The sequence below is a fragment of the Segatella maculosa DSM 19339 = JCM 15638 genome (genome assembly GCF_000382385.1).
Classification (GTDB): Bacteria; Bacteroidota; Bacteroidia; order Bacteroidales; family Bacteroidaceae; genus Prevotella; species Prevotella maculosa.
This window is the reverse complement of the sequence record NZ_KB908332.1, coordinates 1-11,730: the sequence shown is the minus strand read 5'-3', so window position 1 is coordinate 11,730 and position 11,730 is coordinate 1. Positions and strand designations below refer to the sequence as shown.

Sequence of the window (11,730 nt, the reverse complement as noted above, 5' to 3'; positions counted from 1 at the left end):
CTATAGTAACAATGAAAAAGTACATTTTCATGGCTCTCTTAGGATTGAGCCTTTCTGTTCCCAAAGCCCACGCACAGTGGGTAGTAACCGACCCTGGCAATTTTGCCGGCAACATCGTCAATTCGGTCAAGGAGATAGCCACCGCCTCCAAGACGGTGAAGAACACCTTGGACGGATTCAAGGAGGTGGAAAAACTCTACAACGACACCAAGAAGTATTACGATGCGCTTAAGAAGGTGAACAATCTCATCGGAGATGCCTACAAGGTCAAGGAGTGCATCCTGATGGTGGGCGACATCTCGGAGATTTACGTCACCTCGTATAAGAAAATGCTCTCGGACAAGAACTTCCGCCCTTCAGAACTTGCTGCGATGGCTTCGGGCTATGCCAAGCTTCTGGAGCAGAGCGGGGAGAGTCTCAAAGAACTCAAGTCCATCGTCAAGTCGGGTGTCCTCTCGATGAACGACCACGAGCGCATGCAGGCCATCGACCACATTTATACCACACTGAGGGAAAACCGCTCGCTCGTATCGTACTACACAAGGAAAAACATCTCCGTAAGTTACGTCCGTGCCCGTGAGAAGAATAACCTTGCCTCTGTCAAGGCACTCTATGGCAATACGGCAAGCAGGTATTGGTAAATCCATAGACTTAAAAGAACTTGAAAGAAATTTCATAAAACACTTTTGCTTATGGATTTTGCCAGTTTACATGAGCTGCTACGCTCGACCTATGACGAGATGATGCCCCTCTGTGCACAGATGACGGGCATTGCCAAGGGTATTGCGGGCTTGGGAGCACTCTTTTACATTGCCCTTCGGGTATGGGCTTCCATTGCCCGTGCCCAGGCGATAGACGTTTTTCCGCTTCTCCGACCTTTCGTGCTGGGCTTTTGCATCATGTTCTTTCCGACAGTCGTACTGGGTACGATGAATGCCGTTCTCTCGCCTGTAGTGCAGGGAACGGAGATGATGGTACACCAGCAGGAGACCAATTTGGCGGAACTTACCGCCAAGCGTAACCGTTTGCAGGAGGAAGCCTACCTGCGCAACCCCGAAACGGCCTACTTGGTGTCCAACGAGAAGTTCGACCAGAAAATTGAGGAGATGGGTATCATCGGCCCCGAAGATGCCGTGACGATAGCGGGTATGTATGCCGAGCGTGCTGCCTATCAGACCAAGCAGTGGGTGATGAAGCTGGTGCACGACCTCATGGAGCTGCTGTTCCATGCCGCAGGGCTTATCATCGACACGTTGCGCACGTTCATACTCATCGTCCTTTCCATTCTCGGTCCGATAGTCTTCGGCATTGCCGTATGGGACGGGTTATCGGGTTCGCTCACGGCTTGGTTCTCACGCTATATCTCTGTCTACCTGTGGCTGCCTGTCAGCTCTATCCTTACGGCACTGCTTACGAAGATACAGGTGCTGATGGTACAGAAGGACATCGAAGCGCTCAGTGACCCCAACTACCTGCCTGATTCGGGGACGTGGTACTACATCGTCTTCTTCCTTATCGGTATCGTGGGTTACTTCTGCGTTCCCACCGTTGCAGGCTGGATTATCGAAGCAGGAGGCGGTATCGGCTCTTATGGTCGCAATGTCAATCAGGCTGCACAACGCGGTGCACAAAGTGCCTACACGGGCGGAAGATATGCCGCGGCAGGTGCCGGGTCGGTCATCGGCAATGTCGGTGGACGTATCAAGGGAGTATTGCTCAAAGGAAAGTAATCACTAATAAAGAAAGGAAAAGAAAAAAATGGAATTCAAATCACTTAACAATATCAAGACCTCATTCAGACAGATAAGGCTCTACGCCTTTGTCTTCGCCATCGTCTGCGTGGCGGTAAGCGGTTATGCCGTCTATGCCTCGTACAGCTTCGCCAAGGAGCAGCGGGAGAAAATCTATGTGCTCGACCAAGGCAAGTCGCTCATGCTTGCCCTCAGTCAGGATGCAAGTCGTAACCGTCCCGTAGAGGCAAGAGAACACGTGCGTCGCTTCCATGAGCTGTTCTTCACCATTGCACCCGACAAGGATGCCATTGAGAAGAATATGGAACGTGCCTTTGTGCTGTGTGACAAGTCGGCTTTCAACTATTACAAAGACTTGGCAGAGAAGGGCTATTATAACCGTGCCATATCGGGTAATATCAATCAGCGCATAGAGGTGGACTCTATCCACTGCAACTTTAATACTTACCCTTATGCGGTAACGACCTATGCACGGGAGTTTATCGTCCGTCAGAGTAACGTCACGGAGCGTAGTCTCATTACGACCTGCACGTTGCAGAACTCTGTCCGTTCGGACAACAACCCACAAGGCTTCCTGATGGAGAACTTCCTCGTTAAGGAGAACAGGGACATACAGACTTATAAACGATAAGGCTATGGCAAGAAAAAGAAACTTTTTACTCTCACGTCACTATCTGCGCTTTCACCTATGGCTCCGCCATCGGTGTGAACGGCTCACGATAAGGCAGAGAAAGGAAATCGTCTATGGATTGAGCCTTGTCTATCTTATCTGCTCCCTCTGGATGATAGCGCAGTTTTTCCTTCCTCCAAAGAAGGAGAAACTACCCATCCCCACGGGAAAGCTGATGGACAGTCCCATACGAACGGACAGCACCTTACAGGAGTTACACGGCAATTTTTACCTACAACATCATCAAACAATCAAAGAAAATGGATAATAAACAGAAAGAACAAATGAAGAAAGGCCTGGTCTTCGGAGGTCTGGGACTACTGTTTGCCCTCTCGATGTGGTTTATCTTCGCACCATCGGGCAAGGACAAGACCGCAGCGGAGCAGGGACTCAATGACAGCATCCCGCAGGCAACGACAGAAAAGCTCACCGAAAACAAGCTCAAAGCCTACGAATTGGGCGACAAGGCACACGAGGAGGAACAGACCCGCGAGGAGATGGGCAGACTATCAGACTATTTCGCACAGAACACTGCTCCATCAGAGGCGCAGCGTGCAGAGACGGCTGCTTCTACGGCAAAGATAGAAAGCTCCATGCATCGCTATGAAGAGAATAATCGGCTCTTGAACTCCTTCTACGCTCCTGACCCACACGAGCAGGAGCGTGAGGCTTTGCGTTCGGAGATAGACAACCTCAAAAAAGAGCTATCCCAAAAGGATAGCAGGGAGGACAATGAAGAGAAACGGCAGCTTGCCTTGATGGAAAAGAGCTATCAGATGGCAGCGAGGTATCTTCCTAAAGCATCAACTCCACCTACCTTCAATAATGGTCTGGCGGCAGGAAATGAAAAAACGGAAGATACAGCAGGCGGCTTTGAAGCCGCTAAGGGCAAGACCATGCAGAATGAGAAGCCTGTAATGGAAGTTCTGCCAGAGCGTAGGCAGATAGTATCTTCACTTGATCAGCCGATGAGCGATGTGTACTTTATGGAGGAATACGGCAAGAAGGCTCGTAATATGGGCTTTTATTCGCTTGCAAGCACGGCTGCACCCACGATGCGCAACACGCTCAAGGTTGTGGTGGACAGGACTACGACACTCAAGGAGGGCGACAATGTGGTGCTTCGTCTGCTTGAAAGTGCCAAGGTAGAGGGGCTGCGCATTCCACGGCAGAGCCGGCTGATAGCCGTTGCCAAGATAGAGGGCAACCGTATGCACCTGCTTATCAAAAGCATTGAGGTGGACGGGCATATCATAGCCGTCAAGCTCTCGGCATACGATACAGATGGACAGGAGGGTGTGTATATACCAGGTTCGGAGGATGTAAATGCGCTTAAGGAAGTTGGGGCGAACATCGGCGGTTCAATGGGAACATCCTTTACCTTCGCTTCCTCTGCCAAGGACCAGATTATCTCCGAGGCTGCCCGTGGGGTGATGCAGGGTGCAAGTCAGCTACTTCAGAAGAAGCTGCGCACCATCAAGGTAACGCTCAAAGGGGGCTACCGCCTTTTCTTGGTTCAGTCCAAATAAAACAATCGAAAATGATAAGTAAAAAATAACATCAAATAAAAAAGGAACAATGAAGAAAATTATTTTATCAATGGCTATGCTTGCCATGGTGGGAGCAACAGCCACAGCACAGAAAAGCAATGATGGTCTGACACCAAGCCGTCCGCTTACTTCTGGAGAGCTCTTTCAAGGGATGAGCCGTGCCATTCCCAATGCTCGTGTTGTCCTGCCGTATGGCTTGGACGTTACTTTCGACAAGACCGTGCATCTTATCTTTCCCGCTGCCGTCCGCTATGTGGACTTGGGCTCACAGAACATCATCGCAGGGAAGGCGGAGGATGCGGAGAACGTGCTGCGTGTGAAGGCTGCCGTGAAGGACTTTGAGACGGAAACCAATATGAGTGTCATCTGTGAGGACGGCTCTTTCTATGCTTTCAACGTAAAGTATGCTGATGAGCCAGAGAAGCTCAGCATAGAGATGAAGGACTTTCTGTCACCAACGGACGGACGATTGCCAAGCAATCGCTCTGATATTTACTTTAAGGAACTCGGTAACGAGTCGCCCGTATTAGTAAAACTGATGATGCAGACCATCTATCAGAACGACAGGCGCAGCATCAAGCACATCGGTGCTCAGCAGTTCGGCATGAAGTTCCTGCTTCGTGGCTTGTATGCCCATAACGGCTTGCTGTATTTCCACACTCGAATGGAAAACGACACAAACATGCCGTACTCGGTGGATTTCATCACCTTTAAGGTGGTTGATAAGAAGATGGCGAAGCGAACCGCTATACAGGAACAGGTATTGCAGCCGCTTCGCGCCTATCATCAGATGATGCAGGTGCGTGGCATGGGCAGTGAACACGCTGTGTTTGTGCTGGAGCAATTTGCGCTTTCGGAGGACAAACAACTCGAGGTAACGCTCTATGAGCGAAACGGAGGGCGCACGCTGACCTTCTATGTAACGGCAGAGGACCTGCAGTTGGCAAAGAAGATTGATAATCTCAAACTCAAATGGTAAAGATGAAACATCATATTACAGTGATAGTTTGTGTGGCGGTGGCAATGCTCTTTAGCTTGCCATCGCATGCACAGCGGCTTATTCCAAAACAGCGTGGGATTGAAGTCTTAGGGAGTGTTCCGCTTATCAAAGGTGAGAAACCCTTTACAGGTGATAATTTCGGTGTAGGCATATCGCTTACCCGTTATCTCAAAAAGGAGAACTACACCTTTGCGTCTTTGGGATATGAACAACAGAACTTGCCTTATCGCAGCTACAATATCCCGATGAAAGACATATTGCTGCACTTGGGCTATATGCAACCCGTCCTTGCAGATAGAGGAAAGAATGTGTTGGTTTACGTGGGTGTTTCTGCCCTGTGTGGTTATGAAGAACTAAATAGAGATAAGAAGTTGCTGCCCGATGGGGCGACACTGCTCGACCGTTCCCGCTTTGTCTATGGCGGTGCCGTGCATGGCTCGGTGGAAGTGTTTCTAACAGACAGGGTGCTCTTTCTTATAAAAGCGCAGGGACGTTTCCTCTTTGGAACGGACGTGCATCGTTTTCGTCCTGCTATTTCAGTAGGACTAAGGTTTAACTTTTAAGTAGAAGAAAAGATGAAGAATATATTGAATACGATTTGGGTAATCGGCGTGCTGTCCCTTGCCGTGTTTTGCCTATCTGCTTGTGATAGGGATTTGGATGTTCAGCAGTCTTATCCGTTTACGGTGGAGACAATGCCAGTTCAGAAGGACATCATAAGGGGGCAGACGGCTGAGATACGCTGCACGCTAAAACGAGGCGGTGAGTTTGCCGACACTCGCTATACGATACGTTATTTCCAGTATGACGGAAAGGGCTTGCTAAGAATGGATAATGGCACGGTATTCAAGCCGAACGACCGCTATCCGCTAACAAAAGATGTGTTCCGCTTGTACTACACCTCGCTGTCATCTGACCGCCAGACAATTGATGTATATGTGGAGGATAGTTTCGGCAGGGTTCAGCAGCTGACCTTTAGTTTTAACAACGAGCGGGAAGAGGGCAAGGATAAGCCTGCATCTTCTCGCCACTAAGACCATAATTGATGCGAACGATAAATGCTTTCATTTTACTTTGTGTATTCTGCCTGTTCTGTCAGCCGACCCTTGCCCAGCGCAGGGTGCGGCTGGCAGACTTGCCACCTTTTGAGCGTGCAGTTGTCGTAGTGAAATACTTTGAGGGTATGCACGGCTGGAAGAATTATCCGTATGTTGGATATGGGCATCAGCTGCAACCAGGAGAGCGTTTCACAGCGGATATGACGGAACGGCAGGCAGACTCCCTGCTCCGTGCCGACCTTTGGAAATGCTTTGAACACTTCAAAGGGTATGGTAAGGATGCCCTGCTGCTGACCTTGCTTGCCTACAATGTGGGTGTAGGGCGATTGCTTGGATATGGTAAGCACCCAAAGAGTAAGCTACTGCGAAAGATAGAGGCTGGAGATAGAAACTTCTATTGGGAGTATGTTTCGTTTTGCCGATATAAGGGTAAAGTTTTGAATGGGTTAGTCAAACGCCGAAAGGTTGAGTTTGCGTTGTTCTTTATCATCTGACTATATTAAACCAAGAATTATTCCTATGATGTTGTTTCTATTTTGCTGAAAAATTGTAACTTTGTATTACGATTAAATAGGATAAGCAATGAATAAAGAAACAAAAAAGGTACTTTTCGTCTTATTGAATGAGTACACAGATTGGGAAGGTGCTTTTCTCTCTACAGCCCTTCATGTTGGCGTAATACCAGGTAGTGAAATCAAGTACAGAGTGCATACAGTTGCTCCGACATTAGATGCAGTCTGTTCCATTGGTGGATTCAAAACGTTACCTGATTATTCTTTTGAGAATATGCCCAAAGACTATGCAGCCTTAGTCCTTATCGGTGGCAATCGATGGGATTCACCTGAAGCAGAACTTGTTGCGCCATTGGTACAAGAAGCATTGGATAAGGGTAAAATAGTAGGAGCGATATGCAACGGAGCATCGTTTCTGTGTGCTCATGGCTTCTTGAACAACGTAAAACATACGGGTAATGGTCTCGACCAACTTAAACAATGGGGTGGTGAAAGATACACGAACGAAACAGGATATGTGAACGCACAGGCTGTAAGTGATAAAAACATCGTTACAGCAAATATTACTGGTCACTTGGAGTTCACTCGTGAAATGCTCTTACTTCTGAAAGCCAATACCTCGGAAAAGATTGCAGCTTGGTATGACTTTTATAAGAATGGATTTGTAAAATAGTAGTCATACTACTAAATAAAATTGATGCGTGGAGTACATCGTCTCCACGCATCAATTTTATAGTTAGCAATCACACATACATCTTATTTTATGGATGCGGTTCTGGCTGAGGTCCTGGATTGGGATGTTCCTCACCAGACTTCTTGTCAGGTGCTGAAACACGTTCGTAGCTCACGCCAGTAAGTGTAAAATACTTCTTTGAAGGGGTGAGATGTACCACAGGTTTCGTAATATGAACCTTTGGGTTGAACTCCGTTTTTCCCTTCTCAACCAATTTACTCTGGAAAGAAGGTGTAAGTGTCCCGATGTCTCCGAAGTCTACAATGTCTCCGTTCTCAACGTGCTTCTTTGCTATCTCAGCTGCAAGTCTGAGAACAGCCTCGACTTCTGCACCTGTGAACGTTGTAGCGTGTGCCACTTCATCACAGAAACTACGATGATCAACTCTCTTTCGTCCTGTAGGATGAGCCTGCACAACGATTTTCCCTTTCAAATTTCCAACTGTTCCTTTACGCTCCTTTAGCGTATAAGCAATGGGTCTGTTCGCCATAGTCATTAGTGTTGCCCCCGATTGTTAAGCCTTTGGAGGCTGGGGCTTTATCCTCCTCAACTTGTTAATAGATTTATATCAAAAAGGTAAGAAATTTCTTGATTATCTCCAAGAAAAGCACATATTTCTTTTGACACTTATCAACCCTTTTTCGCAAAGGGGTTCACCTAAATGAGTAAAACTATCTACCTATTATCAGAAAAGGGTCTACCTTTTTCGTCAAAAGGGTCTACCTTTTTTGCCGAAAAGGTAGACCCTTTTTGAAGAAACTGACAAACCTCTTCTGTAGATTTGGATATGGTTAATTAATAACCCTAATGAGAATATGCAGTATTTGGCTTTCACCTTGTCCGCCAATTTTCAATTCATCCGCATAGTTGTAGATGATGTCCTCAATCTCTGTCTTCATATCTCTGATAATTTAATGGTTCATACTTTATGCTGTTGCTTTCATTCTTCGGCTTATAAGACCTCGATTGGCATTGACAAGGTTTACAATTTGCTCGTGATATTCCGTATTCTTGTTGCATACCCCACGACTTTGCACCACTTCCAAAGTTCGTAATGATACTTCAATGGTTTCTATTCGCTTGCCTTCAATGGTAGCCGAAAGGATAAGGGAGTCTTCCTTAAGGTAGTATGCATTAGAAAATACGCAATGGTGCATTGATACACCTTCTTCCAAATGTTCCTGCACGCTCTCCAACACGTGGACTTGGATTATGCCGTCCGTAAAACAGATACCGAAAAACTTGGATTTGAGTTCCTTGAAGCGTTTCTCATCTTCGATTGCCTTCTGCTGCTTCTGTTCTATCTCCTCCCTTTCACGCAGTTTGAGAAGTTCCTCGTGCCTGCGGTCGTGTTCGTCTTTAAGGTCTGTGGGGCATAAATACTTTGGATTATGAATATCCTTTCCTAATCTTCTAAGTGTATCTACATAATCACTCCAAAGAGAAATGCCTGCTATCTCATAGCCGTTACGAACTGCAATTTTGTAGGACTGCCATAGTTCCTCAAAAGTCCTCCTGTTGCCAAGAAAGTAACGTAAATGGTCTGTGCTACCTGCCTTTAGTAATGTTTCCACACGGCTGTCTGTAAGCAATGCAGGAATAAGTTGGGTAGGCACGATACCATAGAAATTATCCTTAAAACCATTTCTACGAAGTATGTCTGTAACCTTGAACTTCGGATATATCGGTGAGTAGGCAATATGCTGATAGGCTTCATTATCGTTACGGATTGCCATAGGACTATAATAGGAAAAGGTATCAACATAGTGTCCCAATACCCTCTGTATGGCAACCACGGCTTTTCGTCCCTGCATATTCCACCAACATTGCCCAATCTCAATTATAGAAGTCTGTGCTTTGTAACCTTTCTCCATACCCACAATAAGTAGGAACATACGCAATACTTGAAACTCTCCACAAGTGGTAAGTATGGTGAAATATTGCTTCTGCTGCAACTTGCGCTCATAGGTTTCTTTGACCTGCAACTTTGCCCTACAATGAGGGCAAGTGCAAGTTTCTCTATGTTTGTTCATTACCCAACTATGCCCACAATCCATACAAGTGGTACGACCTTTTGGCAAGCGGTAGGAGAAGTGGTCTATGCACTCACGGAATGCCCACTTGCTTTGTTGCTTGGTTATCGGGCGAAGATGCTTGCTTTGTTCCAAAACCGCCTTTTCAAATTTGTTTCTTGGTTTCATAGGCTTAAAAATCAAATAAGGATGGTTGTACTTGGGTTACTACACTCTCAGTCTTCTTCACTCGTGCGTTACGGCTCTGTATCTTTGCAAGTTCCTCACGCTGATATTGCTTAATGGCTTCCTGCCTTGCTTCGGCTTTTTCTTCCTCCGTTAGTTCCACAACGTGATTAACGGCAACTTGGCAAGAAACAGCCTTGCCGACCTCTATATCGTCCTCATCGTAGTAGTGAACAGCCATAGAGAAGATTTCATCATCATCAAAGCCGTTACAACCGCTTTTCTGCACTTCATTAAGAATGTAGGTGATGCACTCCTCGATATTCTTGTTTGGCTTCAACAAGTTAGGGGCAAATAATGGGTCTGTCATAGCACGCTGATTAAGATACTCGGCTATTGTCCGTGTGAAATGTTCTGTTCCTTTCATTGTCGTATATGTTTTGATGTTGTTAATACTTGGGAATTTCAACTATTTGATTGATACGTCCATACAGGTAGGCTCTTAGGCTTGTTCTATCGGGTGCGTAATACTCTGTCCATTGTCCGTACTGATTGACAAGGTATTTCTTCAGCACGTCAAAGAAGTCAAAGCGATAGCCTTGTAGGGGAACGGCAGTACGGAAGTAGGTATTAGAGTTCACCGCTTCACATAGCCAATTCTTTTCCTCACGGCTCATACGCTCGCCACAATAGAGTTTCACACGTAGGAGATATACTTTGCTATTACAAAGGCTCTCCAAAGGGGGAACGTCCCATTGTACAAACTTAATTGCCAACACTTGCTCACTTTTTCCAACCACAGAGTTAATGCGGTAATGAGAGGAGGAGCTATATCCTTTTCTTTTCATCGAAGATGTTGTATTTACTTTTTGCTTATCCATAGCGACATTTTTTTTATGCGTCCAAAGATCGGAGTATGCTGATTCCTTTTTGTAGCAAAATAGAGGTAGCGGGGCGAGGCTTGCACAAGGTTTTGGCGGAAAATACTACCCATAGGTGTGGAGATTTTCCAGACAAACCCAGCGGCACTGACCTTTTGAAAGCCACAACCCCCGTACTACCTTTGCGGATAAAAAGGGAACAGCATCCGTTTTCTTCATTTCGCATATTGTGGAGCATTGGAAAGGAAGCGAAAGTACAACGCCCATAGTGGAAAACAGAAAAGGTGGCTATCTCAAAATGCGAGATAACCACCTGATGAACGATAAATGAAAGTGTTTACAGATTACATCGTCGTGCTTCTCAAAGCACGCAAAGCAGGATGGCACAGAGTATCGCCAGCCAGAAGAGAAAGCTCAGCAGCGTAAAGGTAACTTGGAGAATGACTCTGACAATAAAGCGCAGTATCAGAAAGCCTGCAATGACTGACACGGCGGTAACGACCTGTGGCGTTACTATCTTTGAGATAAGCCAAACGACACTGATAATGATGGAAAGCAGGATAGTGAGTTCGATGAAGCGTGTCCAACCGAAGCGGCGGACTTGCTTGAAAGAAATCGGCTGCTGCTTGATGTTATTGCTTTTGTTCGATGCGTCTGCCTTGATGAAGGCAGGTGTGTGGACATCTTGATTCATGATGATTGTATTCATAATCGGAGCTTTGAATAGTTCAAGAGCAATAACAAGATGCGCAGGCTACACAAAGACAAGTGTTGGTACAAACTCTTGGCGTGTGGAGCGGAGCGTTTATCTTGGCTCTTGACACTACAAAAGCTCCCGATGGTGCTGCATCAAGTCATGTTCTCACCGCCTATCGTTGGCAGACCATTGACCTCAATGAGCAGAACGATTGTTCCTGTCAGTTCGGTGTAGAGTTTCTCATACTCAGGACTTGCGCCAAAATCGTCCGTGAGTTCATACTTGTCGAAAACGCTTTGCACAGCCTTGTTCTTCAGGAGTATCGGGGATAGTCTTTCGGGGAGTGGGGAGGGCAGTTCTTTCTCAAACTCATTCTCCAAGACAGATACAAGCGTGTCGTACTTTGAGAAATGCAGTCCTCTATACAACACTTCGCTTGCCATACTCTCAGCTTCGAGATGCGAGAAGCCTTGTGCCACTGCATCGCAGTAGGTGGTAAGAGCTTCGTCGGCTCTTGCCGTTATGAATGGTTTGTCACTCAGCATTTCGGGGAAATGCTCACTGAGGTAGTTCTCTAACTTCAGACGGAAGTAGGATAGTTCTTTCTTAGTTGTCATAATCTTCTTGGTTTAGGGTTATACATTATTTTGAGTTGATGCCCATAGCAACATTGAACTTGT

The 11,730-nt window shown here is 46.4% G+C and carries 16 protein-coding genes; 10 read left to right on the top strand and 6 right to left on the bottom strand.

The annotated features are described in order from the left end of the window. Positions 1-11: 11 nt before the first annotated feature. The 10 genes from H164_RS0110670 to H164_RS0110625 all read left to right on the top strand — a co-directional run bounded on the left by H164_RS0110670 (position 12) and on the right by H164_RS0110625 (position 7,214). Entirely contained in the window at positions 12-641 is a 630-nt protein-coding gene (locus H164_RS0110670) for a DUF4141 domain-containing protein (protein ID WP_025830146.1), read from the top strand. A 51-nt stretch (positions 642-692) separates the two neighbouring features. Continuing rightward, a complete protein-coding gene (gene traJ, locus H164_RS0110665) occupies positions 693-1,730 on the top strand; it encodes a conjugative transposon protein TraJ (RefSeq protein WP_019968602.1) in 1,038 nt (345 codons plus the stop codon). A gap of 28 nt (positions 1,731-1,758) precedes the next feature. Beyond that, positions 1,759-2,382, top strand: a complete 624-nt coding sequence (gene traK / locus H164_RS0110660; RefSeq protein ID WP_019968601.1) for a conjugative transposon protein TraK — start codon at positions 1,759-1,761, stop codon at positions 2,380-2,382. A 4-nt stretch (positions 2,383-2,386) separates the two neighbouring features. Continuing rightward, the gene (locus H164_RS0110655; protein ID WP_025830145.1) at positions 2,387-2,689 is read left to right on the top strand and encodes a hypothetical protein; all 303 of its coding nucleotides are present in this window, start codon (positions 2,387-2,389) and stop codon (positions 2,687-2,689) included. Further along, positions 2,682-3,950, top strand: a complete 1,269-nt coding sequence (gene traM / locus H164_RS0110650; protein ID WP_019968599.1) for a conjugative transposon protein TraM — start codon at positions 2,682-2,684, stop codon at positions 3,948-3,950. Before H164_RS0110655 ends, traM begins: the two co-directional genes overlap by 8 nt. A gap of 49 nt (positions 3,951-3,999) precedes the next feature. Next, positions 4,000-4,950, top strand: coding sequence for a conjugative transposon protein TraN (traN, locus tag H164_RS0110645; protein WP_025830144.1), 951 nt, complete (start codon positions 4,000-4,002; stop codon positions 4,948-4,950). After that, positions 4,944-5,534 carry a conjugal transfer protein TraO gene (locus tag H164_RS0110640; protein ID WP_019968597.1) on the top strand — a complete coding sequence of 197 codons (591 nt, stop codon included), beginning with the start codon at positions 4,944-4,946 and terminating at the stop codon, positions 5,532-5,534. Before traN ends, H164_RS0110640 begins: the two co-directional genes overlap by 7 nt. A gap of 12 nt (positions 5,535-5,546) precedes the next feature. Continuing rightward, complete coding sequence (locus H164_RS0110635; RefSeq protein ID WP_019968596.1) at positions 5,547-6,005, top strand: DUF3872 domain-containing protein; 459 nt, start codon at positions 5,547-5,549, stop codon at positions 6,003-6,005. 11 nt (positions 6,006-6,016) lie between these two features. Beyond that, the gene (locus H164_RS0110630; protein ID WP_008566134.1) at positions 6,017-6,523 is read left to right on the top strand and encodes a glycoside hydrolase family protein; all 507 of its coding nucleotides are present in this window, start codon (positions 6,017-6,019) and stop codon (positions 6,521-6,523) included. Positions 6,524-6,611: 88 nt separating this feature from the next. Further along, positions 6,612-7,214, top strand: a complete 603-nt coding sequence (locus H164_RS0110625) for a type 1 glutamine amidotransferase family protein (RefSeq protein WP_006045095.1) — start codon at positions 6,612-6,614, stop codon at positions 7,212-7,214. An 88-nt stretch (positions 7,215-7,302) separates the two neighbouring features. Here the strand turns inward: H164_RS0110625 and H164_RS0110620 are convergent, their stop codons facing one another. From H164_RS0110620 to H164_RS0110595, 6 genes are all read right to left on the bottom strand, one after another. Further along, on the bottom strand, positions 7,303-7,764 hold the full coding sequence (locus tag H164_RS0110620; protein ID WP_004384181.1) for an HU family DNA-binding protein: 462 nt from the start codon (positions 7,762-7,764) through the stop codon (positions 7,303-7,305). Between the two features lie 436 nt (positions 7,765-8,200). Further along, complete coding sequence (locus tag H164_RS0110615; RefSeq protein WP_019968595.1) at positions 8,201-9,475, bottom strand: PcfJ domain-containing protein; 1,275 nt, start codon at positions 9,473-9,475, stop codon at positions 8,201-8,203. Between the two features lie 4 nt (positions 9,476-9,479). Beyond that, positions 9,480-9,899, bottom strand: coding sequence for a PcfK-like family protein (locus tag H164_RS0110610; protein WP_019968594.1), 420 nt, complete (start codon positions 9,897-9,899; stop codon positions 9,480-9,482). 22 nt (positions 9,900-9,921) lie between these two features. Beyond that, positions 9,922-10,353 (bottom strand): hypothetical protein, encoded by a 432-nt coding sequence (locus H164_RS0110605; protein ID WP_013265685.1) that lies wholly within the window; start codon positions 10,351-10,353, stop codon positions 9,922-9,924. A 361-nt stretch (positions 10,354-10,714) separates the two neighbouring features. Then, complete coding sequence (locus tag H164_RS0110600) at positions 10,715-11,062, bottom strand: hypothetical protein (protein WP_019968593.1); 348 nt, start codon at positions 11,060-11,062, stop codon at positions 10,715-10,717. Positions 11,063-11,202: 140 nt separating this feature from the next. Further along, a complete protein-coding gene (locus H164_RS0110595; RefSeq protein ID WP_019968592.1) occupies positions 11,203-11,667 on the bottom strand; it encodes a DUF1896 domain-containing protein in 465 nt (154 codons plus the stop codon). Positions 11,668-11,730 lie beyond the last annotated feature (63 nt).